Genomic DNA, 25,698 nt, shown 5'->3' on the forward strand with positions numbered 1-25,698 from the left:
GGCGTGCGACAGGCCGTCATTTTTGCGGTATGGAAGGCGCCGGGGGCCACGCTGATGGATAACAAGATTTCTTTTCTTGTAATGTGCGCAAGCCGTCCTATACTGAATACCTCACTCTCGCAAGGAGGGCAACATGCTTTTGTTTGCAGATACCGGGGATCAATCGCTATCCTCTCTCGACCATCAAATCACGCGCCAGCGTAGCGCCACGCAGTCCTGCGCCGAGCCCGTCGGTGCGCCATCGGCGATACCGCCGATCATCATCAACCCCTTCAATTACCATGCGCCGCTGCCGGCCATCGACCCGCGCTGGGTACCGCCCGGTCCGCCGCTGACCTGGCCCAACCGGCCTGCCATGTCCATGTGCTGACGGCTGCCTTGGCGGCAGGCCGGCTGGTACCGTATGACGTGCCGTTTCGCTGTCGGCGATGCGGCACGGGCGGGCGTTTTCGACTATCATGCTAGCCCCGACCTTCCATCACGAGCACCGCCATGAGTACCGATTTCCCCGACTTTTCCGACGAAGCAGCCGAGCAGGACAATGACGCCCCGATCCAGGAGCCGCGCCTGTGGGTAGGCAATGGCTGGACGGCGAGGGTGATCAAGAACGAGGAAGATGAAGGCTGGGCCGTGGCCATGATCAAGGATGGCGAACCGGAGCCGGCGCTGGTGGGTCCGTGGACCATGGGCCGCGACAAGAAAAACCCGAAGCCGCTCGACGTCAACGCCTTCAACACGCTGGTCAAGACGGCCTCGGAAGTGCTGCGCCGCCATGAGCAGCAGCTGCATGCGCAATTGCACAAGAACCTGTTCGTTGCCACCGACGAGGGGCAGATCAAGGTGATGTTCGACATCGTCCCCGACGAAGACCACCCGTACGCGGAACTGAGCGCCTACGACGCCGACGGCGAACAGATCGCCAAGGTGCGCACCTCGGCCGCGTTCAAGTTCAATGCGACGTCCGCCGCGAACTGGATCGAGGGCGGCTACCGCCGCCCGTAATCCGGCGCCACCAGAGCCAACAATGTGTCGGATTACGCGCTTGCGCGCTAATCCGACCTACCTCTTGCGGCATACGCCAGCCGGTACAGCAGCGGCAGGGCGTAATCCGACGCCTCCGGTACCAACAATGTGTCGGATTAAGAGTGCCCTGTGGCCACGCTCATCCGACCTGCCTCTTGCGGCATACGCCAGCCGGTACAGCAGCGGCAGGGCGTAGGTCGGATTAGGCCTGAAAGGCCGTAATCCGACGCCACCAGCGCCAACAATGTGTCGGATTAAGAGTGCCCTTCGGCCACGCTCATCCGACCTGCCTCCTCTTCTTTCCTGCGATACGCGAGCCGGTATAACAGCGGCAGCACCAGCAAGGTCAACGCCGTCGACGACAGGATGCCGCCGATCACCACGGTGGCCAGCGGACGCTGCACTTCGGCGCCCGTGCCCGTGGCGATCGCCATCGGCACGAAACCGAGCGAGGCCACCAGCGCCGTCATCAGGACGGGCCGCAAGCGCGTGATCGCGCCTTCGCGTATCGCATCGTGCAAGGGCATGCCCTGTTCGCGCAGTTGGCGGATGTAGGCGATCATCACGAGGCCGTTCAGCACGGCCACGCCGGACAGGGCGATGAAGCCGACCGCCGCCGAGATCGACATGGGGATGTCGCGCAGCCACAGGGCGACGATGCCGCCCGTCAAGGCGAACGGGATGCCGCTGAACACCAATACGCCATCCTTCACGTTGCCGAACATGGCGAACAGCAAGACGAAGACGAGGGCCAAGGCTACGGGCACTACCAGTTCCAGGCGTTTCGTGGCCGATTGCAGCTGCTCGAACTGGCCGCCCCAGCTGGTCCAGTAGCCGGCGGGAATGGCCACTTGCGCTTGCAGCTGTTGCGTTGCTTCCGCAACAAACGAGCCGATATCGCGCCCGCGCACGTTGGCGCTGATGACGATGCGGCGCTTGCCGTCTTCGCGGCTGATCTGGTTCGGTCCCGGCGCCACTTGCAGGCTGGCCACTTCACCGAGCGGGATGAAGCGCGCGCGGCCTTCCGCCGCCGCACCCAGGGGCAGGGCGATGGGCAGGCGTTTCAGTTGCTCGAGGTCGCTGCGCAGGCTGTCGGGCAGGCGCACGACGATGTCGAAGCGGCGGTCGCCCTGGAACAGGGTGCCGGCCTCTTGCCCGCCGATGGCCGTGGCGATCGCCGACTGCACGTCGGCGATGTTGAGGCCGTAGCGGGCCGTCTGCTCGCGGTCGATCTGCACCGTCAGCATCGGTAAACCCGTCGTCTGCTCGACCTTCACTTCCGTCGCACCGGGAATCTTGCCCAGCACGCCGGCGATCTTCGCCGCCGTACTGTCGAGGACAAGCATGTCATCGCCGAACAGTTTCACGGCCACGTCGCTGCGCACGCCGGAAATCAGTTCATTGAAGCGCAGCTGGATCGGCTGGGAAAACTCGTAGTTGTTGCCCGGTAAACTGGTGGCCGTCGCTTCGATTTCCGCCAGCAAGCGCTCGCGCGATTTTCCCGGTTCCGGCCATGCATTGCGGGGCTTGAGCATGATGTAGCCATCGGAAATATTCGGCGGCATGGGGTCGGACGCGATCTCGGCCGTCCCCGTGCGGGCGAACACGCGCGCGATTTCCTGGTGGTTTGCCATGAGCTTGCTTTCCAGCTGCTGCTGCATGGCCAGCGACTGGCTCAAGCTGGTGCCGGGAATGCGCAGGGCCTGGATGGCGATGTCGCCCTCGTTCAGGCTGGGCACGAATTCGCTGCCCATGCGCGTTGCCAGCAAGCCCGACAGCACGACAGCCACGGCCGCACCCGTCAACACGACGGGCGTGTTGCGCATGACCTTGTCCAGCAGCGGCGCATACCAGCGCTTGGCGGCGCGCATGATGGTATTTTCCTTTTCCGCCACCTTGTCGCCGATGAACAGCGCCACGGCGGCCGGGATGAAGGTGATCGACAGCAGCATGGCGCCCAGCAAGGCAATGACGACCGTCAAGGCCATCGGCGTAAACATCCGTCCTTCCACGCCCGTCAGCGCAAAGATGGGCAGGTACACGACCATGATGATCAACTGGCCGTACAACAGGGGGCGGCGTGCTTCTTGCGATGCGGCAAACACTTCGTGTAAGCGTTCCTGCAAGGTGAGCGGCCGTCCCAGTTTCTGCTGCGCATGGGCCAGGCGGCGTACGCAGTTTTCCACGATCACGACGGCGCCATCGATGATGATGCCGAAGTCCAGCGCCCCCAGACTCATCAGGTTGGCGCTGACATGGTATTGCACCATGCCCGTAAACGTGAACAGCATGGCCAGCGGAATCACCATGGCCGTGATGACGGCCGCGCGGATATTGCCGAGGAAGAGGAACAGGATGGCGATCACCAACACCGCGCCTTCGAGCAGGTTTTTCTTTACCGTATTGATGGCCTTGTCGACGAGTACCGTGCGGTCATACACGGTGACGGCGTGCACGCCTTTGGGCAGGCTGCGGTTGATCTCCACCATCTTTTTATCGACGGCCTGCGAGACGGCGCGGCTGTTCTGCCCGATCAGCATGAAGACCGTGCCGAGCACCACTTCGCGGCCGTTTTCCGTGGCCGCGCCCGTGCGCAGCTCGCGCCCCAGCACGACGTCGGCCACGTCGCGGATGCGGATCGCCACGCCCTGCACGTTGGCGACGACGATGTTGCCGATGTCGCTTTTCGACGCCACCTGGCCCGGCGCGCGTATCAGCAATTGCTCGCCCTGCTTTTCGATGTAGCCGGCGCCCACGTTGCTGTTGTTGCGCTCGAGCGCCGTCACCACGTCTTGCAGGCTGATGCCGTAGGCGGCCAGTTTTTCCGGATACGGCGCCACCTGGTATTGCTTGGCGTAGCCGCCGATGGCATTGATTTCCGTCACGCCCGTGACGTTGCGCAACTGCGGCTTGATGATCCAGTCCTGGATTTCGCGCAAGTCCGTCGGCGTGTACGGCGTGCCGTCCGGCTTTTTCGCCCCAGGTTCCGTTTCCACCGTCCACAGGTAGATTTCGCCGAGGCCCGTGGAAACCGGGCCCATCTTCGGCGTGACGCCGGCAGGCAGGCTTTCCTTGGCTTCCTGCAAGCGCTCGTTGATCATCTGGCGCGCGAAATAAATGTCCGTGCCATCCTTGAAGATCACGGTCACTTGCGACAGGCCATAGCGCGACAGCGAGCGCGTCTGTTCCAGATTCGGCAAGCCGGCCATTGCCGTCTCGATGGGGAAGGTGACGCGCTGCTCGGTTTCCAGCGGCGAATAGCCGGCGGACTGGGTATTGATTTGCACCTGCACATTGGTGATGTCGGGCACGGCATCGATGGGCAGCTTTTGATAGCTGTAGATGCCCAGGCCCGCCATGGCGGCGACGGCCAGCATCACCAGCCAGCGCTGGTCGATGGCGAAGCGGATCAAGCGTTCAAACATGATGGTTTCCTTAGCTTTGACGTGATCAGTGTTCGTGGCCGGCGGAGTCCTTGCCCAGCTCGGACTTCAGGACAAAACTGCCTTGCGCCGCATACGGCGTGCCGGCGGCCAGGCCCTGCTTGATGTGCGTCAATGTGCCATCGCTGCGGCCCGGCACCACGGGCGTGGCCTGGTAGCCATCTTTCACCTGCACGAAGACGACGGGCTTGTCTTCCACCGTCTGGATGGCCGTGCTGTGCACGGTGACGGGCGCGTCCGCTTCGCCGGACACCACTTCCACCGTGACGAACAGGCCCGGGCGCCAGGCCATGTCGGGGTTTAACAAGCTGATGCGCGCCTTGGCCGTGCGCGTCTGCTCGCCCAGCAGCGCGCCCACGTAGGTGATCGTGCCTTGCGCGCTGGCGTCGAAAGCGCTGGCTTTCACTTCCGCCTTGCCATTCACGCGCACGGTGGCCAGGTCCTTGGCCGGCACGGCGATTTCCGCCCACACCGTCGACAGGTCGGAAATGACGAAGATGTTCGCGTCTTCCTTGACGGCTTCGCCCAGGGTGATGTGTTTTTCCAGCACCATGCCGTCGAACGGCGCGCGGATCTCATAGCGGTTCAGCGGACCTTTGCTGGTACTCGTGGCGCCCAGTGCGCTGAGCTTTTGCTGCGCATTCTGCACGGCGATTTCCGCTTCGCGCCACGCCTGCTGGGCCTGCAGATAATCCTGTTCGGCCGAAATTTTCTCGCGCCACAGTTTTTCCTCGCGCTCATACGTGGAGCGGGCCAGCGACAGGCGCCGCTGCGCGGAAAGCAATGCGCTGCGCTGTTCCGACAATTCCGTGCTGGCGATGACGGCCAGCACCTGTCCCTTTTTCACCAACTGGCCCAGGTCCGCCTGCACCGTTTCGACCACACCGGCCAGGCGCGGCACGACATGGGCCGTGCGGTCTTCATTGAACCGGATTTCACCGGGCAGGGCGACCGTCGTCTTGATGCGGCCAGGCGCAGCCGTGGCGATGACGACGCCGGCTGCCTTGCTTTGCGCCGCGGTCAATTCCAGCTTGCCTTCCACTTCTTCGTGGCCGTGTTCGCCTTTCTTTTCCGCATGTGCTTCCGCCTTGGCGGCAGGGACCGAAGGGGCGCTGGACTTGCCGGTGCCGAGGATGAGGATTGCCAGCACGATGCCGGCGGCCGCGATGGAAGCGATGGCGATTGTCTGTTTTTTGTCGAGTGTGATATTCATGTTGGATTCCTTACAGGGAGGCGGGGGCGCCCAGCAGGCGCTCGATGTCGGCGGCGGCGTGCTGCGCTTCCGTCAGCGCGCGCAGGTATTGGTTTTTGGCTTGCAGCAAGGTGCGCTGGGCATCGAGCACGTCGAGGAAGGCGAACTTGCCGAACTCGAAGCCCTTGCTGGCCGCGTCGTAGGCGCTCTGCGCGCCGGGCAAAATATCCTGGCGCAAGCTTTCCACGTCGAGCCGGGCCGTGGCCAGGCGTTCGGTGGCGGCGGCCACGTCCGTTTGCACGGCGATGCGCGCGGCGGCCAGCTCGTCGCTGGCCTTGTCGCTGCGGCGCAGAGCGTCGAGTTTGTTGCCCGCATTGCGGTCGAACAGGGGCAGCGGCAGGGCCAGGCCGATGATGGCCTGGTTGCGGCCCAGCTCTTCCGAACGCTTCATGCCGATGCTGACGGTGACGTCGGGCGTGGCGCGCCGCTGTTCCACGTCCAGCATGGCTTGCCGCTGGGCCAGCGCGCTTTGCGCCTGGCGCACGGCCGGCGCCTGGGCCACGCGCGCGGCCAGTTCGCTGGCCGGGGGTAGCTCCGGCAAGGTTTCCAGGCGTCCCTCGGCGACACTGAAGCGTGGCGTGGCGTTGCCCCACAGGGCGGCCAGGCGCTTGCGCGCGCTGGCCAGGGTGCTGCGGGCCAGGTTCAGCTCCAGCCGCACGCTCGCTTCGGCGACCCTGGCGCGGGTTTCCTCGACGGGCGAAGCCTTGCCGGCCGTCACTCTACGGGCCGTGATGTCGCTGGCGCGCGCGGCCAGGGCTTGCGCGCTGTCGGCCAGGCGCAAGCCTTCCTGCGCGGCCAGCACGTCGACAAAGGCACTCGTGACGGCGGCGCGCGTGTCGGCTTGCTGCATTGACAGGCCCGCCTGCGCCAGGTCTGCGCCGCGCTGGGCGACGGCGGCGCGCGCCCCCCGTTTGCCGCCCAGTTCGATGAGCTGGTTCAGTTGCACGGTGGTGCTGCGCGTGGCGCGCCGCGTGTCTTCCAGCACGGTTTGCAGTTCCGGATTGGGCAGGGCGCGCGCCTGTTGCAGGGCGCCGCCTTGCGCCGCCAGTTCGTGGCGGGCGGCGGACAGGTTGGCGTTGCCGCCTTCTGCCAGGGCCAGCGCGGCGGGCAGGGTCAGGGGCGCGGCGGCTTCCAGGCTGGATTGCGCGTGGGCGAAGTTGCCGGACAACAGGCCAGCGGAAAGCAAGAAAATGAATCGGTGCATCGAATTCTCCAAAAACATGGAAAAAAATTCGACGGGACGCGCAGGCTCTCGCCTGGCTTACTGCGAAAAGTGATTGAAACGTCCCGTCGGCCTAGATGGCCGACGACCAGTCAGGGCGCTTGGGAGCGTCCGGGATGTGGGAAGCGTAAAAGAAGGGGGAGGTGTCCGCGTTCACGGAGGCCGTGTCGCCGACGGGCAGGCTGGAGCCGGCCGGCAGCCACGCGTGGCCGATGCCGTGGCAGACGTTGCAATCGCTGTGCGGCTGGCCTTTTTTCTGCTGGTCCGCCACTTTTTTGTCGCCGGCAGGCTGCTTGTCCGCATCCGCCTTGTGCTGGTGGCTGTGGTGGCCCAGGTGCTGCGCCGCCTTGCCTTCCTCGTGCAGGCAATACGCGCTCGCCGCTGCCCAGGACATCTGGAGCGGAAGCACGAACAGCAGCAAAATGAGGAAGAATCGGCGCATGGTGACGGCTATTGTACAGAAAGAAAGAAGGCCGTGTCGTGCTTAACGCGGCTGGGCGCGCCACGCCTTCAGCTGTGCGGCGATGGCCTTGCCCTGGAACAGCTGCGGCTCGGAATGCTCTTCCGTCTCCATGCCGCCTTCGCGGAAATCGGCCGCTTCGCGCGCCTGCACCAGCACCTTGGCCTTGTCGAAGGCTTCCGCAAAGCCGGCGCTCTTGGGCAAGGCTTCCTTGAAATACGCTTCGCTGAAGTAGGTAAAATCGTTCTGGTCGTCGCAGCCGAACGAGGTGCGGTCGCTGCGCGCGGCCGTGATGATGAGGGTATTGTCGTCTTTTAATGGCGCAATGAAGCCGCCCGCATAGCAGGCCGAGATCACGATGACTTTCCAGCGGATGCCGCTGTGCTTGAGCATGGTGGCCAGCTCCTGCGCGGGCAGGCTGTGCAAGTCCATGCCGTTTTGCGCCAGCGCCAGTTCGTGCTCGGGCGAGCCGTGGCTGGTGAGGAACAGGAACAGGATGTCGTTCTGCGTGTCCATCTTCGCGCCCAGGGCGTCGAGGCTGGCGGCGATGCTCGTGCGCGTGGCCATCGGCTGCTGCGCCACCGTGTTGCGGCTGTTGACGAGCATCAATGAGCGGCCCGTGGTGCCGTAATCGCGGTCGAACTGGCGCTGCACGAAGGCCGTTTCGCGGTGGAACACTTCCTGCGCGCCATCGCCGGCCACGCCCAGCAGATACAGATTGATTTTCTTTGCCGCATCGCGCGGCGCGATGCGGGCCAGGGCGCCGTCGAGCAGGGTGCGCTGGTTGTACAGGGCCAGCTCGATATTGTCGCGCGTGAGCTTGTCCAGGGCCGGGTCGTCCAGCTGGCCTTCCGTCCAGTTGCCGCTGTCTTCGCGCCGGCCATCGGCCTGCGCCACGGCGTAGCGCAGCACGCCCTTGCCGTCGAACTGGCCATTCTTGAAGCCGCCCCGGTATTCGTCGCCGTCGGCCGTGCGCAGCACGCCTTCGCCTTCGAATTTCCAGTCTTTCAGCTCGCCTTCGTAGTGGATGCCGTCGCTGGTGGTGACCCTGGCCTTGCCCTGCACCTGGCCCTGAACGAAGTCGCCTTCGAAGACGGTGCCGTCCGTGTCGGTCAGCTTGCCGGCGCCGTGCGGGCGCCAGTGCTTGAAATGGCCTTCGAACGTGGCGCCGTCGGCGCCCTGGAAGCGGCCTTGTCCCTCGAAGCTGCCCTTGACGAAGCTGCCCGCATAGATTTCTCCCTTGGGCGAGGTGTAGCGGCCGATGCCGTTGAAGGCGCCCTGGCGGAAGGCGCCCGTGTATTCGACGCCCGAAGCCTGGCGCAGCTTGCCCTGGCCGGAAAACACGCCGCGCGCGAAGCCCCCTTCGTAAAACGCGCCGCTCGCGTATTCGAGCCGGCCCTGGCCGTGCATCTTGCCATCGACGAGAGGGCCGAAATAGCGCCCGCCATCGGCCGTTTCCGCCGCCGGCGCCTTGGCTGGCGCGGCGCACAGCGGCGGCATGCCCAGCGCGGCAAAGGCCAGCAGGCCGGCGAGGGTGTAGGGGCGAAGCGAGGCGCGTAGCGTGGCGGTCATGAGGACGGTCTGGTCTGTAGGAAGGGGCCTAGTCTGCCACTGTATCGCCAAGGTGGCAAATGCGCGCGTAGTGTGTGTTGCTCTGCCTCAAGGCAAGATTCTGCGTTTTATGCCGTGCCAAGGCGGGGCTGAACTGATAATATTGATTTTCAGAACATATACTTGCACAAGGTACATAGCCACCCATGGAAAGCCGTCTCAGCCGCCTGGAAGCCGTTCAAACCGTGTTGCTGGAAATCGGGCAGCGCTCGAGCACCTGCAGCGATATCAGCGAATTCCTGCAGGCGGTGCATGCGGCGCTGGGGCGCATCATGTATGCGGCGAACTTTTACGTGGCGCTCAGCGACCATGACGACGGCCTCGTGCGCTTTCCCTACTTTGTCGACGAATTCGACGCCGCGCCCGACCCGGACGTGGGCGTGCGCCTGGCCAGCGCCGCGCAGTCGCCCACGGCATGGGTCATCGTCAACCGCAAGCAGCTGGTGATGACGGCCGATGACGACGCCATGCGCGCCATCGGCGGCGGCGCCTGGGGCGGCGGCACGGCGGCCGAGCACTGGATAGGCTGCCCGCTGCTGGACCAGCAGCACCAGGTGCTGGGCGCCATCGTCATCCAGAGCTATGACGCGCAGCACCGCTTCAGCCTGGAAGACCAGGCCCTGTTCGCGCTGATCGCCACGCACGTGTCGAGCGCCCTGCAAGGCATGCAAAGCATGGACCGGCTGGAAAAGGCGGTGCAGGAGCGCACGGCCCTGCTGGCGCACGAGGTGGCCGAGCGGCGCCGCGCGGAAAACCTCCAGCATGCGCTGTATGAAATCGCCAACCTGTCGGCGCAGGCGGCCGACGCGACGACCCTGTACGCGCGCCTGCACGCCATCATCAGCGAACTGGTGACGGCCAAGAATTTCCTCATCGCCCTGTACCACCCGGACAACAAGGACATCACGATCCCGTATTTCGTCGACGAGAAGGATGCGCAGGCGCCCGTCAAGCGCTTTCATTACGGCATCGGCATGAGCTCGTACGTGCTGGCGCGCCGCAAGGCTTGCCTGCTGGACGCCAGCAGCTATGCGGCGCTGGTGGCCAGCGGCGAGATGGACGAGCCGCTGGGCAATGTCGGCATCGCCAGCTGGATGGGCGCGCCCATGCTGCTGGGCGAGCGCAAATATGGCGTGATCATCGTGCAAAGCTACGACGAATCCGTCGTGTATGGCCAGGCGGAACTGGACGTGCTGGCCTTCATGGCCAGCCACGTGGCCGTGGCGATGGCCCGCATCCAGGCCGACAGCGCCATGCGCCAGGCCAAGGAAGCGCTGGAAGAACAGAACGCGGCCCTGAACAGCGCCCTGAGCGCCTTGCAGGAAGCGCAGTCGGAACTGGTGCGCCAGGAAAAGCTGGCGTCCCTGGGGCGCCTGGTGGCGGGCGTGGCGCATGAAATCAATACGCCGCTGGGTATCTGCGTGACGGCCACCAGCCACCTGGTACAGGAATTGAAACTCACGCGCGAAGACCTGGAAGGCGGCCAGCTCGACGAGGACGGCTTGCGGCAATTCTTCGACATCATCGACCAGACCCTGCGCATCATGACGACGAACACGCAGCGCGCCGCGGCGCTGGTGCGCAGCTTCAAGCAGGTGGCCGTGGACCAGTCGTCGGACGAATTGCGCAGCTTTAACTTGCGCAAATACCTCGATGAAATCCTGCTGTCCTTGCAGCCCAAGCTGAAAGGCAAACCGGTGAATGTGGAGATCGATTGCGCGCCCGAGGTGCAGCTGCGCAGCTATCCGGGCGCCGTCTCGCAGATCGTCACGAACATGGTGGTCAATTCACTGGTGCACGGCTTTGCCGAAGGCGAACCGGGCAAGATCAAGCTGTCCGCCAGGACGGTGGGCGAGATGCTGGAACTTGACTACAGCGACGACGGCATGGGCATGGACAGCGCCACCCTGGGCCAGCTGTTCGACCCCTTCTTCACGACGAAGCGGGGCTCGGGCGGCAGCGGACTTGGTGCGCACATCCTGTACAACCTGGTGACGGGACCGCTGGGCGGGACGGTGAAGGTGGTCAGCGCGCCGGGGATGGGATTGCATTACAAGATACGTTTTCCGCTGGAGCCACGTAGGTCGGATTAGCGCTTGCGCGTAATCCGACGCCGGCGGCGGTTTCAATGATGTGTCCTTGAAAACCTAAAAACGGCGGGCCGGATTGGCCCGGAGTGCCCGTGCTGGGGGCTTGGGCCGAAGCCACGTAGGTCGGATTAGCGGCGCAGCCGCGTAATCCGACGTACGCATGCTAATCCGGGAAACGCTGATTCAACGCCAGCGCCTCATCCAGATTCGCAATCAGCAACTCGACATACTGCGGATCGAGGTGGCTGCCGCTCACTTCGCGCAGGTAGCTGACGACGCGCTCGAGTGGCCAGGCGTCCTTGTAGCAGCGCTTGTGCATGAGGGCGTCGAAAACGTCGGCGACGGCGGCGATGCGCGCGTATTTGTGGATGTTTTCTCCCACCAGGCCTTGCGGGTAGCCGCTGCCGTCGTATTTTTCATGGTGCTGGTGGGCGATCACGGCGGCCGCCTTCAACAGCGGACGCTGCGAGCCGTCGAGGATGGACATGCCCACCGTCGGATGCTGCTTCATGATTTCCCACTCTGCCGCATCGAGCTTGCCCGGTTTCAACAGCACGGCGTCGGGCGTGGAAATCTTGCCAATGTCGTGCATGGGCGCCGCGTGGCGCAGCACCATCGTTTCCTCTTCCGACATGCCGGACGCCTGCGCCAGCAGCTGGCACACTTCGGCCATGCGGCGCACGTGGTTGCCGCCTTCGTGCGAGCGCGATTCGACCACGTCGCCCAGGCGCAGGATCAGCTCGGCCTGGGTATCGGTGATTTCCTGCGTCAGCAGGATGTTGTCGAAGGCGATCGCCACGCCCGAGCAGAATACTTCCAGCAATTGCGCGTCGAGGTCGGAGATTTCTTCCACGCCTTTCAAGACCAGCAGCGAGGCCTTGCCGCTGCTGTTGGGGAAATAGCCGACATAGGTGTCGCCGTGCAAGCGCGAGATCTTGTTGCTCTTCGCGTCGTCCAGCTGCGACAGCAGGGACGGGCTGAGGATGCCGCCATCGGCTTCATGGTCGCCGATCTGCGCGAGGATTTCATAGTCCTGCTCGCCCGTGATGGCGCTGGCGCCGCGCAGGCGCAGCAGCATGCTCGTTTCCAGGCGCAGCAGGGCGACGACTTGCTGCAGCAGGCCGCTGGCGAAGTCGCGCAGGTTGCGCTGCTTGAAAATGTGCGCCGAGGCGGCGATGACCCGTTCCAGGCCTTCGCGGTAATGGAGCTGTGCCTGGCGCGCTTCTTCCACCTTCATGATGTCGCGGTAGGCGCGCAGGGCGGCAAAGGTGGTGGTGAACAGCTTGGTGCGGTCCAGTTCCGTCTTTTCCTTGTAATCGTTGATGTCGTAGTTGACGATCACCCGCTCTTCCGGCGCCTGGCCCGGCTGGCCCGTGCGCAGCACGATGCGCGTAAACTGGTTGCCCAAGTCTTCGCGCATCCAGCGCGCCACTTCCAGGCCGCTGTCTTCACGCTCCATCACCACGTCGAGGAAGACCAGCGCGATGCCTTCTTCGCGCGCCAGCACCTGCTTGGCTTCGGCGCCGCTGTAGGCGTGCACGAAGCTCAGCGCGCGCCCTTCGAGGCGGAAACGGCTCAGCGTCAGTTTGGTGATGTCGTGAATGTCGGGTTCATCGTCGACGAGCAGGACTTTCCAGGGAGGTAACTTGGGCGATGCTGAAGACAAAAATGACATAAGGACGAGTTCCGCTAAAAGGCATAACTGACGCAATGCTGAGACGCCCGCGCCAGGAATTCCTGTGCGCTCATACCGGCGTTGCGCGTTTTTCGGGCGCATTTTGTCGATTGTAGACTGACAGCTAAGTATTAACAATAAGCAAGAACAATTGACTAAAATCATGCAACACGCGTGCCAAAAAAGCACTTTAAATGCATGCTGCCGACACTATCTATACTTTATCGCTTAGGCAACTATATTTTCAAGACAATACTTTGTTTTAGTTAATATTGCCATGGAATCCGCAAAAAAATACGCTGCTCCGCCTTTCCGACGGCCAGCCGAAAAAGTAACAAGGTATGAATTGAGCGTCACAATCGGCTGGAGCGCGCTATATTGGACAGGCATAAGAAGTGGCGCCATGCCACCCATATCTCCTGAAAGGGTACATCATGCAAAAGCAAACGACGCGCGCCTTGATCGCCGGCCTGGCCTTGCTGGCCAGCAGCGCGGCCTGGGCAGGAACCGAAGTGCATTTCAGCAAGCCGGATCAATTCACGGATGTGCCGTTCGATCCGCACGAGCGGGAAGACGTGCTCAAGGAGCTGACCCGGCATTTCGAGAAGCTGGGCGCGGCGCTGCCGCCAGGGCGCACCTTGAAAATCGACGTCACGGACGTGGATCTGGCGGGACGTGAAAATCCTTCCCTGCGTGCGGGCCAGGATATCCGTGTCATGAATGGCCGGGTCGACTGGCCGCGCATGCGCCTGCATTATGTGCTGGAACAGGATGGCAAGGTCATCAGCAGCGGCGACGCGGCCCTGTCCGACATGTCGTACCTGAGCCGTATCAATCCTTACTTCAGCACTGAAAAGTTGCGCTATGAAAAGCTGATGATCGATGACTGGTTTTCCGATACCTTTGGCGTCAAGGTAAAGCGTCATACGCGCAAATAAGCGCCGCTGCGCGGCGTTCAGTGCAGGTAAGCGCCTTCGATGCGCGCCAGCTCGCCGTTCTGCCGCATGGCGAGCAGGGCGGCATTCATCTTCTCGATGAAATCGGCCTTGTAGACGGGTGTGTTGCGCGCGCTGTAGGCGATGTAGGTGGCTTCGGACGACAGTTCCAGCACTTCGTGTAGTTGAAAGCCGTAGCGGGCCAGTTCGCCTTGCAGCTGGCGCGCCGTATGGCGTGCCGCGCCGCGGTCGCTGGCGTAGCAATCGATGCGCCGCAGCGCCAGTTTCTTCAGGTTCGCTTCATTGCCCTTGGCCGCCTCCAGGCGCAGCAGTCCCTGGCGGGCGGGTGCCATCAGCTTTTCCGACAATAAAAACCCTGTGTTGACGCCGATGGTCAGGCCCGCAAAGTCGGCGGGGAAATGCGTGCGCGGCGTGCGCATGACGGCGTCATGACAGAACAGCACCACCGATTCGCGGTGCAGCATGGCCGAATACGGCTCCACGTACGAGCGTTCCGCCTTGCGCCCCGGTGGAAACAGGCCGAAAACCTGGCCCTTTTCCAGCGCGTCGAGTCCCCGTTTCCAGGGGCGCGGCTGCAATTCCAGCCGGTAGCCGGGCATCGCGTCGGCCGCCTGGCGCAGGATGTCGATATACATGCCCTTGAACACGCCGCTTTCCACATAACTGTACGGCGCGTAGTCGTCGTCGCCGTACAGGATGACGGTCTGCGGCGTGGCCAGGGCGGGCGGCAAGGTGCCCAGCAGCGCCAGGGCCAGGGCCAGGCATCGTCTTGCCGTAATTACTGATTGCATGCCGCTCCACATTCAATGTCTTCCTGGCAAGCATACAGCATCGCGGCATGGCGAGCTAATCGATCCAGTTCACCTGTGGGAACTTGCTGCCAAATTCTTCCGGCATGGGCACGACCTGGCTGCGCTTGTAGTTGAAAAAGACAAAGCCGGACTTGGCCATCGCGATCAGGGTGTTGTCGCGCGGACGCGTGATGCGGAAAGTGATGTCGCCGCCATATTTATTGAAATCCATCACGCCCACTTCGAACAGCAGCTGGTCGCGCGCATGGGCTTCGGCGCGGTAGGTGGTGGCCAGGTCGGTGACGATGATGCCGGTGCCGTCCGCTTCGATGTCGCGCACGCCATATTCGAACAGGAAGCGGGCGCGCGCCTCGGAAATCATGGAAATCATGGAATCGTTGCCGAGATGGTTGCCGGCATTGATGTCCGTCGTGCGTACCGTCAGTTGCGAGGAATAGCAGTACTGGTCTTCGGGAAATTCAAGTTTCAAACGGGCCATGGTGTTCTCTTGAGCTGGGCGCAGGGCGCGACGGAAAAAACCAATTCTAGCCGGTTCCCCGCGCCCCGTCGAAAAACACCCTCTGCCGCGTGCGCGGGTCCGCTGCACTGACGCATGTCTGGTTGCGTACGCTTATTGACGGACAATGCGGTACACCTTGCCCGTGCCGCTCAGCATGTACAGCTCGTTTTGCGCATCCTGGCCGAACGACAGGATATTGCCCACGTTTGCGATGCCCCAGTCTTTCACGGCCGATGCCGTGCCATTGCTGTAGCTGAAGCTTTTCAGCCAGGCGCTGCAGTAGTCGGAGAACAGGTACTGCCCCGCCAGTTCCGGCATGGCCGTGCCGCGGTACACATAGCCGCCCGTGATCGAGCAGCCGCCGGCCGTATCGTGGCCGTATTCGATGGCCGGCAAGACCAGTCCCGCCTGGCTGCAACCTGGGCTGTTGTAGCACTGCGTGCCTTCCATGATGTTCCAGCCATAGTTGTTGCCCGCCTGCCCCACGGGGCGCACGTCGATTTCTTCCAGGTTGGCCTGGCCCACGTCGGCGATGTACAGCAACTGGGCCGGCACGTCGAAGGCGTAGCGCCACGGGTTGCGCAAGCCGTAGGCCCAGATTTCAGGGCGGCCGCCCGCCGTGGTAAACGGGTTGCCGGATGGGATGGCGTACGGCTGGGCCACCGTGCTGGCGCTGACGTCCAGGCGCAGCAGCTTTCCTAACAGCACATTCGTGTTTTGCGCATTGCGGGGCGGGTCGCCCGCGCCGCCGCCGTCGCCCGTGCCCGCATACAGATAGCCGTCCGGGCCAAAGCTGAGCAGGCCGCCGTAGTGGTTGCTGAACGTGGGGTGGGGAATCGTGAGGATGGTCAGCGCGGACAGGGGATCGGCCACGTTGGCGTTGCCGGCCGACACTTGGCGGCGCTCGATGACGATATTGCCGGCCAGGTCGGTGTAATACAGGAAGAAATAGCCATTGCTGGCGTATTGCGGATGGAAGGCCATCGACAGCAAACCCCGTTCGCCGCTGGTGCTGGTGAGCGTACTGATGTCGAGGAAAGGTGCGGCCAGCAGATTGCCGTTCTGCACCACGCGGATGCGGCCGGCCCGTTCGAGGATGAACAAACGGCTGTCGCCGGGCGGCGCCGTGAGGAAGATGGGCACGCTCAAGCCGCTGGCTACTTCCTGCAGGCCCAGGGCCAGCGGCGTGGCTGCCGCATACAGGACGCTGGCGCTGGCCGTCGCTCCCGCATTGACTTGCACCTGCTGCGTGACGGGCGTGGGCGCCAAGGTCCCCGTGCCTTGCGCCACGCTGGCCGCGCTGATCGTGTAGGCGCCGGGCGCCAGGTCCGTCAAGGTGGTGCTTGCCGTCAATGTCTTGCTGTACGACGCAGGTCCCGTGACCGTGACGGCGCCCGCCACGCCGGCCGGCAAGCCGCCGATGGCGAGCGCCAGGCTGCCGGTGGTGGTACCGGGCGCTGGATCGTCGTCGCCGCCGCCACAGGCGGACAGCAGGGCCAAACAGCATGCCAGCAGCAGGGCCAGCCAGGCTCGGGGAGAGCGGGAAAGGATATGGCGCATGTCAGTCTCCTGCGGGAACGGCGCAACGGCGACTCGAGGGAGCCTGTGCCAAGAATGCGCGTCTTGCTGCCTGCAGGTTTGTGCTGGCGCAAACGTGCGGCGCCATCGGACAAATGCGCCGCGTTTTCAGACAAGCGCGGAGCCAGCTGCGCCACCGCATTCGTAGCGGCCCGATAATGGCGCATCTGAAACCCAGCAGGAATGATACCCATGAAAACCAAAGCCGCGATTGCCTGGAAGGCGGGCGCCCCGCTGACCATCGAAGAAGTCGACCTGGCCGGCCCGCGCGCCGGCGAAGTGCTGGTCGAGCTGAAAGCCACGGGCATTTGCCATACCGATTACTACACCCTGTCCGGCGCCGATCCGGAAGGCATTTTTCCTGCCATCCTCGGCCATGAAGGGGCCGGCGTCGTCGTCGACGTGGGCCCGGGCGTGACGACCCTGAAAAAGGACGACCACGTCATCCCGCTGTACACGCCGGAATGCCGCCAGTGCAAGTTCTGCCTGTCGCAAAAGACGAATCTGTGCCAGGCCATCCGGTCCACGCAGGGCCGCGGCCTGATGCCGGATGCGACCTCGCGTTTTTCCCTGAACGGCCAGCCGCTGTTCCACTACATGGGCACTTCCACGTTCTCGAACTACATCGTCGTGCCGGAAATTGCCCTGGCGAAGATCCGAGAAGACGCGCCGTTCGACAAGGTCTGCTACATCGGCTGCGGCGTCACCACCGGCGTGGGCGCCGTCCTGTTCTCGGCCAAGGTGGAAGCGGGCGCCAACGTGGCCGTGTTCGGCTTGGGCGGCATCGGCCTGAACGTGATCCAGGCGGCCAAGATGGTCGGCGCCGACAAGATCATCGGCATCGACATCAACCCGGCGCGCCAGGCCATCGCCCGCAAGTTCGGCATGACCCACTTTATCAATCCGAACGAAGTGGAAAACGTCGTCGACGCCATCGTGCAGCTGACGGACGGCGGCGCCGATTATTCGTTCGAATGCGTGGGCAACACGACCCTGATGCGCCAGGCGCTCGAGTGCACGCACAAGGGCTGGGGCAAATCGTTCATCATCGGCGTGGCGGCGGCCGGGCAGGAAATTTCCACCCGCCCATTCCAGCTGGTGACGGGGCGCGAATGGCGCGGTTCGGCCTTCGGCGGCGCGCGGGGGCGCACGGACGTGCCGAAGATCGTCGACTGGTATATGGAAGGCAAGCTCAATATCGACGACCTGATCACGCACCGCTTGCCGCTCGAACGCATCAATGAGGGCTTCGACCTGATGAAGAGCGGCGAATCGATCCGTTCCGTGGTCCTGTATTAATCGTATTGTATTAATCCTATCGGACTGTACTCATTGCGCAACACATGACGGACGGGGCAGGGCGGCAGGCTGTACTTCGCCGCCTGCCCCTGCTAGGGTGTAGACATCACTGCCTTGCTTTGGGAGCCGTTCATGTTTGCCACTGCCTATCTCGCGACCTTGCGCCGCATGCTGCCCGTCTTCCTTGGCGCGGCCCTGTCTTCCCTGCTCGCCTTGTGGTGGAGCAATGCCGCCATCCTTGCCACGCCCGCCATCTGGCTGGCGCTGCTGGCCACCTATCTGCTGTGCGCGCTGATGTTTACGCCGCTGGCCTGGCACCGCCAGCAGCTGGCCACGCGCCACGTGCGCACCAACAAGTCGCGCTGAGCTTCCCTGCGCCTAGCGCGCCGTGCTGGAAAAGCGCTCGCGATAATCGCGCGGCGTGATGGCGAGCTTCTTTTGAAACAGGCGGCGCAGCCTGTCCTCGCTATGCAAGCCCGCCTGTACGGCCACCTGTTTTAAGGAAGACACATTGTCCTCCAGTAAACGGCGCGCCACTTCGAAGCGGGCCGTGTCGATGAATTCCGTGGGGCTGGTCCCCGTTTCGCGCTGGAACACGCGCGTAAAATTGCGCTCGCTCATGGCCAGCCTGGCCGCCAGCAGCGGCACGGTGAGTTCTTCGGCAAGATGCTCCATGATCCAGCCCTGCAACTGGCGGATGGTCGGATGCGTCGTCATCTGGCTCGACAGGTGCACGGAAAACTGCGACTGGCCGCCGGGCCGCTTCAAATACACGACCAGGTCGCGCGCCACTTCCAGCGCGATATCGCGGCTGAAATCGTCTTCCACCAGGGCCAGCGCCAGGTCGATGCCGGCCGTCACGCCGGCGGATGTCCAGAATTTCCCTTCCCGCACGAAAATCGCATCGGCATTGACCTGTATCAAGGGGTACCGCTGGCGCAGGCTGTCCACGGCACTCCAGTGCGTGGCGGCGCTCTTGCCGTCGAGTACGCCGGCTTCGGCCAGGAAGAAGCAGCCCGTGCACAGGGCCGCCAGCGTGTCGATGCGCGGCGCCGCCTCAGCCACCCAGGCGGCGAGGGCGGGAATGTCCTGCAAGACTTGCTCGACATGGTGGCAGCCGACGATGACGGCCAGGTCCGGCAGGCGGCTGGCATCGAGCGCCTTGCTCGCGTGCAGCGACATCAGCGTGTCGGACTCGACCGGGCCGATGGCCGTCGAGGCGATGCGCACGTCGTAGCCGCCGGGCAAGTTGCGCAGGCGCAAATGGGTGTTGGCGTAGTCAAACACCTTCATGGCGCCGATGGCTTCGAGCGCCTTGAAGCCGGGATAGACGATGATGTCGACGGTGCGCAAGGGGAATTCTTTGGGGCTGTGCTTGATCATGCGATATGCGCGAGGGTGAAAAATACTGCCATAATGCAATAACAGCGAGGACATAGATTAGCATGGAATAAGCCACGCGCCCGCTGTCTTCCCATTCATCGAATTCCTGGATATCGTGCGCTTACTTCCCTTTTTTGCCTCCCTGACACTGTTGCTATGCTCAACTTTTGCCCAGGCGGCCACGCTCAATTTCAACGGCGGCGCCGTCAGCGGCTGTAGCCTGGGCCAGGACGGCTTGCAATACACATGCGTCTCGCTGGCGCTGGGTTCTACGGACGTCATCGTCATTGGCGGCGCATATGGCGTGACGGTCAACAGTTCCCTGGCGATGAGCTATAACCAGGGCTTGACGATGAGCGGCAATGCCGCGCTGACGGTCAAGGGCAATCTCGATATCAAGGACATCAATCCGTCGAACCTGAAGGTGACGGGCGGAAGTTTGAGCGCCGAGGGCGGCACTTTCCTCATGGGCGCGCAGGAACAGACGATCACGGCGAATATCTTCGCCACGACCATCAAGATGGGCTCGAACAACGTCACGGTGACGGGCAGGATCAGCGCCAAGGGGCCGGTGGAAATCGCCTCGGGTTCGCTCATCAACGGGCCGATCAGCGGCACCATCGTCAATATCCTTGCCGCCAATACCCGCATCCAGGGCGATATCACGGCGACCACTTCGCTGACCATCGGTTCCGGCAGCCAGGTGACGGGCAACCTGAAGTCGCCGACGATCGACTTGAAGGCGTCCGGCCTGCTCGTCACGGGCGACGTGGAGGCAAGCAATTCCCTGTCGATCGCCTCCGGCAATGGCATCAAGGGCAACGTGGACGCCGGCGAGGTGACCCTCGACTCGTCCAACGCCTATATCACGGGCAACGCCAAGGTCGACCACATCACTCTGGGCTGGCAGGGCCGGGTGCAGCAAACCATCACCTGCAAAGCCTATACGCCATCGAACCCGTGCAGCTGCGTGACCAACAACAGCGGCTGGGCCTTCAATGAACCGATGGGCCCGAAATGCGGCCCCGCCACCCCGACCGGGCCTCATCATTTCCAGATCGATCATTCGGGCAATGCCCTGACGTGCGCACCGCAGACGGTAACGGTGACGGCATGCGCGGATGCCGCCTGCAGCGCCAGGTACACAGGCGGCGCGAGTGTCACTGTCAGTCCTGGCGGCGCGACGACGCAGATCGGCAGTAGCGGCGTGGCGACGGCCAGCGTGCGCCAGTACACTGTCGGTACGGCCGCCCTGGGCCTGACGAGCGTGCCCGTCGCCACGGACCCGCTCGTATGCAAGCGCGCGTCGGACAACAGCCGCAGCTGCGACATGAGCTTTGCGGCGACAGGCTTGACGGTTACTCCCGTCAATCACAATTCCGCCGTGGCCACAGCATTCAAAATCAGCGCCTTGCAAGACAAACCGAACGAGCAAGCCTGCGTGCCTCTGTTTGCGAATGCCAGCAAGGATCTGACCCTCAGTTGCAGCTACAGCAATCCCTCCACCGGCACCTTGCCGGTCCTGGTCAAAGGGACGGGGACCTTCGTTCCATTGGCCGCGAGCACCGGCAGCGCGTGCAGTGCGACGGGCCAGTCCGTCAACCTGGCATTCGATAACGCTGGCGTTGCCACGGCAACCATGTCTTATGCCGACGTGGGCAAGCTGACGTTGACGGCGAAATATGAATCGGCCAGCGGCGATGACAAGGGCTTGAAGATGCAAGGCAGCGGCACCGTGGTGGTCGCCCCATACAATTTTGTTTTCAGTGCGATCGCCACGCCACAGCGTGCGGGCCTGGCCGTGACGGGCGTGCCGTCGGCAACGGCGGTTAACGTATCTGCACGGAACTTTTTGAATGCAGTCGCACCCAACTTTGGCCGGGAATCGACGCCGCCAACCGTGCTGCTGGGACGTACTGTCGTCGAACCCACGTTTGCCGGCCACGCCGAGCCGTCGGCCGATGGCAGCCTGGACTTCAACGGGGGTGTCCTGAGCGCTACGGGCATGAGCTGGAAGGAAGTGGGATCTGTTCAATTTACGGCCAGTCTGATCAACTACCTGGGATGGCAGCTGCCTGCCGTTAACGGTGTCGTTCCACCGCTGGCAAGCGGCACGAGTGGCCAGGTGCGGTTCATCCCGCATCACTTCATCACGGAACTGATCAAAAAGGATGACGGTGACAAGCCGGCCGCCGCCAACGGCATCGCCACGCCGTGCGCTGCACCGCTCACCTGCGCCAATGACGGGGAAAAAGGCCGCTACGCTTACTCGGGGCAGGCGATAGGCGTGCGCGTGACGGCGCGCGCCTTTGGCGAGACGACGACCCAAAATTATGACGAGCTCAATCCGAGCGTCCTGGCGCCCGTGCTGCTCGAAGGCCTGGATGCGGCCACGGGCACGATTTCCTTTCCGCCGAGCACCTCCGATGGCAGCAGCCGCCTCACCGATGGCAGCAAGGCACAAGTCACCATCACCAGCGTGGCGCCCGCGAAATTCACCCTCGGCGTTGCCTCGCCCATGGTCGCCTACCGTTTTCCAGGCAAGGCAGGCGTACCCGTGAAGGTGGCGCCCACCGACGTGCGCTTGCGCGCCAGCAGCACCTATCCCGGCGGCGCCGTCGTCAGCTCAATCTCGCCATTGATACAGAACGAGGCACGGATGACTGTGCTGTCGGGGCAATGGCAGGTAGCCCACGGCTATGGCTCCGAATTGCTGCCCCTTAAACTGGCCGTGCAAGTGCAGTACTGGAATGGCAAGAAATGGACCACGAATCTGCTCGACAGTATCAGCGCGTTCAACAAGTCGGACATGGTGTTGGCCAATTGCAAGAAGACGCTGGACTGCAGCAAGCTGGCCGTTGATGACCGGACCTATACCGTCGCTCAAGGGGCGCTGCCGCAAATCAATCTCCTGACCTTGCTGGCGCCCGGCGCCGGCAAGGCCGGCAGCGTGGACGTTTCCGTTGGCAACCATCCCTACCTGGGCAGCACGGTGGGCGTCGCCGTCTTTGGCATCCTCAGATCGGGCCCCGTGATTTACCTGCGCGAGATCTATTAGCCTGGACCAAGGGCAGGCGCAGAAAGGCGGAAAAACCAGTAACATGGCTGGCTGTGGCATTCCCCCCAACCTCAGACTGGAGTTTTCTATGAGCACAACTTCGCAGTGGATCGATATCGCCGGCCCGGACGGCACCTTCCAGGCTTACCTGGCCGTGCCGCACGTGGGCAAGGGCCCCGCCATCATCCTGTTGCAGGAAATTTTCGGCGTAAACGAGCACATCCGCGCCGTGGCCGACCAGTACGCGGCCGATGGCTACGTGGTGCTGGTGCCCGACCTGTTCTGGCGCGCCGGCGCGCATATCGAACTGGGCTATGACGCGGACGGCTGGAAGCGCGCCGTCGAACTGATGCAGGCCACCGACAACCCGCATGCCGACGCCGATATCGCCGCCACCGTCGCCGTCCTGCGTGCGCGCCCTGAAGTGACGGGCAAGCTGGCCTCCGTCGGCTATTGCTTCGGCGGCCGTCTGTCGTACCAGGCGGCCGCGGCCGGCCTGGTTGACGTGGCCATCGCGTATTACGGCGGCGGCATCCAGAACAAGCTGGACCTGGCCGACCAGATCAAGGTGCCGCTGCTCATGCATTTCGGCGGCCAGGACAGCCATATCCCGCCGGAAGCCGTGCAAAAGATCGCCGAGCGCTTCGAAGACCGGCAAGATGTGGAAATCCATATCTACCCGGGTGCCGAGCACGGTTTCAACTGCACCCATCGCGACAGCTACCAGCAGCGCGCCGCCGCCCAGGCACATGGCAATTCGCTGATTTTCCTGGCAGAAAATCTGTAAGACTGCCTCGCCAGACTGGCCGGCCGCCAATGCCGAATCCAATACGCGCCCAGCAGCAATGCCGCATGGGCGCTAAAATAGCGGCTGTGCCGGGCAACTCCGGCCGGCCGGGCGCCGCGCCCGGCAAACCTGGATGAGGAACCGAATTAAAGATGGCCCAAGTAATTGTTTCTGTAACGTTGGCGGCAAGCGCCGAACGAGTGTGGGATTTTATCGGCGGCTTCCAGTCGCTGGCTGAATGGTCGAGCTCGATCAAGACCAGCTTGTCCGAGCACGGCGGCCGCGTGCGCCGCCTGAAAACCACGGACGGCGCCGTCATCGCCGAACGCCTGCAAAGCTACAGCGAAGCGGACAAGAGCTACAGCTACACCATCGTCTCGGGCCCGATCCCCGTCAAGAACTACCGTTCCACCCTGCGCGTGACGGGCGAGCCGGGCGCGAACGAGTGCGTGGCGCAATGGTCGAGCGAGTTCGACGCGGCCGAAGGCGTGGAAGAGGTCATGGTGGGCGCGTTTCAGCATCTGTATGAGACGGCGTTTGTCGACCTGAAACGTATCATGGCCATCTGAAGCCGCGTATCCGGCATTCCCACCGGCGCTAACAATGTTGTCGGATTACGCGGCTGCGCCGCTAATCCGACCTACGGGACTCAAGCACATGTCCACGTTGGCAAATGCCTGTCATCCGCCACTTCATCGCCGCGTAGGTCGGATTAGCGAGGCCTCGCCTCGCGTAATCCGACAACATTGTTGACAAGGCTGCGGTGTCGGATTACGCGGCTGTGCCGCTAATCCGACCTACGGGATTGTGGCCGGCACGCTGGTAAAAACACCGGCCAAGGCCGGTGTTTTTCATGCAGCCTAGCGTTTTACTTTTCCAAACGCCTCGCCCTTGTTCCATGTCGGCAACTGCTTGTCATTCGCTATTTCATAGCCGAGGTTCAGGGTGAACTGTGCCTGCTGCGCCATGCCCGACAGATCCCACGACGGCTTGTACTCATCGGTGACCTGGTGGTAATCCTTCTTGAATGCCACCAGGCGCTCGCCCGACGCTTTCGGCTCCTGGACGAAGTCGAACGAGCCGTCTCCCGAGAACACGGCCGAGCCCACGTTGAAGGCGGGCACGCCGGCCTTGGCAAACGCAAAATGGTCGGCACGGTAAAACGCGCCGGACAGGTCGGGGATCGTCGGCGCCAGGCGCAAGCCCATGCGCTTGGCCACCTTGGCGGCGCTCGCGTACAGGCTGCTGCGCTCGGCGCCGGCCACGCCGATGTCGTGCGTCTTGCCGACGAAATTCATGCTGTCGAGGTTCAGGTCGGCGGCCGTCTTCGCCAGTGGCCACAGCGGCGCGCGCGTGTAGGCGGTGCTGCCCAGCATGCCCGTTTCCTCGCCGGCCGGCCACAGAAAGATCTGCGTGCGGCGCGCCGGCTGTTTCACGGCCACTTGCGCCATGGCCAGCAGGGCGGCCGCGCCCGAGGCGTTGTCGATGGCGCCGTTGTAGATGTGGTCGCTCTGGCCCGGTTTCGCACCTTGGGCGCTGCCTTCGTCATCCTTGCCCAGGTGGTCCCAGTGCGCCGAGTAGATCACCGCCTCGTCCTTCAATTTCGGGTCCGTGCCCGGCACGATGCCGGCCACGTTGAATTGTTCGATGCTGCGCACCTGGCTATCGAGCGCCACCTTGACCGTCGCGTTCAGGGCCACGGGGCGGAATGCGCGCGTTTCCGCCTGTGCGCGCAAGGCGTCCAGGTCTTGCCCGCCCGCCTGGAACAGGGCGCGCGCCATGTCTTCCTGCAGCCAGCCTTCCATCGCATTGCCCGCGCCCGCCAGGTTGAAGCGTTCATGGCCGAAACCGTTGGCCGGCACCGACCACGGATACGAAGCCGATGCGGTCGTGTGTATCAGCAGCACGCCGGCCGCGCCCTGGCGCAGCGCTTCCTCGTACTTGTAGACCCAGCGGCCGTAATACGTGAGCGACTTGCCGGCGAAGCGCTGCGGTTCGGCGCTGGTCGGCTGCGGGTCGTTGACCATCATGATGACGAGCTTGCCCTTCAGGTCGACGCCCTTGAAATCGTCCCAGTTTTCTTCTGGCGCGCGGATGCCGTAGCCGGCGAACACGACGGGCGCGTCGAACGCCACTGCCTGCTGGCCATTCGCCGCGCCAAAGACGATGTCCTTGCCGAAGGCGGGAGACAAGGTCTTGCCGCCCGCGCTGAAGGTGACTTTGCTTGATGGCAAGGCCTTGCTGCCGACGATGGTCAGCGCCTGGCGGTAGCTGCCATCCTTCAACGGTTGCAGGCCGGCCACGGCCGCTTGCGTTTCCAGGTAGCGCACGGCCAGGTCGCCGCCGCGCTGGCCCGTGCCGCGTCCTTCGAGCAAATCATCGGCCAGGAAGGACAGGTGGGCGCGCAGGGGCGCTTCGGCTACGAGCGGTTGGGCGAGGGCGGCCGTGCTGAACAGGCTGGCGGCGAGGACGAAGGGAAAGCGCATGACAACTCCAAAAGTGAATACGGGAAAGCAAAGCAGCGGCAATCTTACTCTACCGCAATGCGCC

Annotated in this window: 20 protein-coding genes; 9 read left to right on the top strand and 11 right to left on the bottom strand. The window is 63.5% G+C overall.

The genetic code is table 11. The features are described from left to right. Positions 1-133: 133 nt before the first annotated feature. Positions 134-370 (top strand): hypothetical protein, encoded by a 237-nt coding sequence (locus CLU90_RS29410; RefSeq protein WP_139178484.1) that lies wholly within the window; start codon positions 134-136, stop codon positions 368-370. A 122-nt stretch (positions 371-492) separates the two neighbouring features. Next, positions 493-1,002, top strand: a complete 510-nt coding sequence (locus CLU90_RS21350; RefSeq protein WP_077399117.1) for a hypothetical protein — start codon at positions 493-495, stop codon at positions 1,000-1,002. Positions 1,003-1,277: 275 nt separating this feature from the next. Here CLU90_RS21350 and CLU90_RS21355 read toward each other — a convergent pair whose 3' ends face one another. From CLU90_RS21355 to CLU90_RS21375, 5 genes are all read right to left on the bottom strand, one after another. Further along, positions 1,278-4,448 carry an efflux RND transporter permease subunit gene (locus CLU90_RS21355; protein WP_100428870.1) on the bottom strand — a complete coding sequence of 1,057 codons (3,171 nt, stop codon included), beginning with the start codon at positions 4,446-4,448 and terminating at the stop codon, positions 1,278-1,280. A 25-nt stretch (positions 4,449-4,473) separates the two neighbouring features. Further along, the gene (locus CLU90_RS21360; RefSeq protein WP_100428871.1) at positions 4,474-5,679 is read right to left on the bottom strand and encodes an efflux RND transporter periplasmic adaptor subunit; all 1,206 of its coding nucleotides are present in this window, start codon (positions 5,677-5,679) and stop codon (positions 4,474-4,476) included. Between the two features lie 10 nt (positions 5,680-5,689). Beyond that, complete coding sequence (locus CLU90_RS21365) at positions 5,690-6,922, bottom strand: TolC family protein (protein ID WP_157808874.1); 1,233 nt, start codon at positions 6,920-6,922, stop codon at positions 5,690-5,692. Between the two features lie 91 nt (positions 6,923-7,013). Next, positions 7,014-7,382 carry a cation efflux protein, CzcI family gene (czcI, locus tag CLU90_RS21370; protein WP_092718872.1) on the bottom strand — a complete coding sequence of 123 codons (369 nt, stop codon included), beginning with the start codon at positions 7,380-7,382 and terminating at the stop codon, positions 7,014-7,016. A gap of 42 nt (positions 7,383-7,424) precedes the next feature. Further along, entirely contained in the window at positions 7,425-8,972 is a 1,548-nt protein-coding gene (locus CLU90_RS21375; RefSeq protein ID WP_100428872.1) for a C13 family peptidase, read from the bottom strand. Between the two features lie 185 nt (positions 8,973-9,157). On the opposite strand from CLU90_RS21375, the gene CLU90_RS21380 reads away from it, so the two are divergent. After that, positions 9,158-11,104 (top strand): GAF domain-containing sensor histidine kinase, encoded by a 1,947-nt coding sequence (locus CLU90_RS21380; RefSeq protein ID WP_100428873.1) that lies wholly within the window; start codon positions 9,158-9,160, stop codon positions 11,102-11,104. Positions 11,105-11,264: 160 nt separating this feature from the next. Here the strand turns inward: CLU90_RS21380 and CLU90_RS21385 are convergent, their stop codons facing one another. After that, positions 11,265-12,776, bottom strand: a complete 1,512-nt coding sequence (locus CLU90_RS21385; protein WP_092718880.1) for a DUF3369 domain-containing protein — start codon at positions 12,774-12,776, stop codon at positions 11,265-11,267. A 434-nt stretch (positions 12,777-13,210) separates the two neighbouring features. On the opposite strand from CLU90_RS21385, the gene CLU90_RS21390 reads away from it, so the two are divergent. Then, positions 13,211-13,714 carry a DUF3016 domain-containing protein gene (locus tag CLU90_RS21390; RefSeq protein ID WP_092718883.1) on the top strand — a complete coding sequence of 168 codons (504 nt, stop codon included), beginning with the start codon at positions 13,211-13,213 and terminating at the stop codon, positions 13,712-13,714. 17 nt (positions 13,715-13,731) lie between these two features. On the opposite strand, the gene CLU90_RS21395 is transcribed toward CLU90_RS21390, so the two are convergent. From CLU90_RS21395 to CLU90_RS21405, 3 genes are all read right to left on the bottom strand, one after another. After that, the gene (locus tag CLU90_RS21395) at positions 13,732-14,523 is read right to left on the bottom strand and encodes a substrate-binding periplasmic protein (RefSeq protein WP_157808875.1); all 792 of its coding nucleotides are present in this window, start codon (positions 14,521-14,523) and stop codon (positions 13,732-13,734) included. A gap of 55 nt (positions 14,524-14,578) precedes the next feature. Next, positions 14,579-15,022 carry a thioesterase family protein gene (locus CLU90_RS21400; protein WP_034753479.1) on the bottom strand — a complete coding sequence of 148 codons (444 nt, stop codon included), beginning with the start codon at positions 15,020-15,022 and terminating at the stop codon, positions 14,579-14,581. Between the two features lie 132 nt (positions 15,023-15,154). After that, positions 15,155-16,603, bottom strand: a complete 1,449-nt coding sequence (locus CLU90_RS21405) for a PQQ-dependent sugar dehydrogenase (RefSeq protein ID WP_100428875.1) — start codon at positions 16,601-16,603, stop codon at positions 15,155-15,157. 210 nt (positions 16,604-16,813) lie between these two features. On the opposite strand from CLU90_RS21405, the gene CLU90_RS21410 reads away from it, so the two are divergent. Both CLU90_RS21410 and CLU90_RS21415 read left to right on the top strand, forming a co-directional pair. Beyond that, positions 16,814-17,920 carry an S-(hydroxymethyl)glutathione dehydrogenase/class III alcohol dehydrogenase gene (locus tag CLU90_RS21410; protein WP_035824324.1) on the top strand — a complete coding sequence of 369 codons (1,107 nt, stop codon included), beginning with the start codon at positions 16,814-16,816 and terminating at the stop codon, positions 17,918-17,920. A gap of 132 nt (positions 17,921-18,052) precedes the next feature. Then, positions 18,053-18,286 (top strand): hypothetical protein, encoded by a 234-nt coding sequence (locus CLU90_RS21415; RefSeq protein ID WP_046682190.1) that lies wholly within the window; start codon positions 18,053-18,055, stop codon positions 18,284-18,286. A gap of 12 nt (positions 18,287-18,298) precedes the next feature. On the opposite strand, the gene CLU90_RS21420 is transcribed toward CLU90_RS21415, so the two are convergent. Beyond that, positions 18,299-19,303: a GlxA family transcriptional regulator gene (locus CLU90_RS21420; protein ID WP_092718893.1), complete on the bottom strand. Its 1,005-nt coding sequence runs from the start codon at positions 19,301-19,303 to the stop codon at positions 18,299-18,301. Between the two features lie 151 nt (positions 19,304-19,454). Between CLU90_RS21420 and CLU90_RS21425 the strand changes: the two genes are divergently transcribed. The 3 genes from CLU90_RS21425 (at position 19,455) to CLU90_RS21435 (ending at position 23,717) form a co-directional block, all read left to right on the top strand. Continuing rightward, positions 19,455-22,361: a polymer-forming cytoskeletal protein gene (locus CLU90_RS21425; RefSeq protein ID WP_100428876.1), complete on the top strand. Its 2,907-nt coding sequence runs from the start codon at positions 19,455-19,457 to the stop codon at positions 22,359-22,361. A gap of 88 nt (positions 22,362-22,449) precedes the next feature. Further along, positions 22,450-23,148: a dienelactone hydrolase family protein gene (locus CLU90_RS21430; protein WP_092718900.1), complete on the top strand. Its 699-nt coding sequence runs from the start codon at positions 22,450-22,452 to the stop codon at positions 23,146-23,148. Positions 23,149-23,300: 152 nt separating this feature from the next. Further along, on the top strand, positions 23,301-23,717 hold the full coding sequence (locus CLU90_RS21435; protein WP_092718904.1) for an SRPBCC family protein: 417 nt from the start codon (positions 23,301-23,303) through the stop codon (positions 23,715-23,717). A 291-nt stretch (positions 23,718-24,008) separates the two neighbouring features. Here CLU90_RS21435 and CLU90_RS21440 read toward each other — a convergent pair whose 3' ends face one another. Further along, positions 24,009-25,634 carry a M28 family peptidase gene (locus CLU90_RS21440; RefSeq protein ID WP_100428877.1) on the bottom strand — a complete coding sequence of 542 codons (1,626 nt, stop codon included), beginning with the start codon at positions 25,632-25,634 and terminating at the stop codon, positions 24,009-24,011. Positions 25,635-25,698: the final 64 nt, after the last annotated feature.

It is taken from the genome of Janthinobacterium sp. 67, assembly GCF_002797895.1.
Taxonomy (GTDB): Bacteria; Pseudomonadota; Gammaproteobacteria; order Burkholderiales; family Burkholderiaceae_D; genus Janthinobacterium.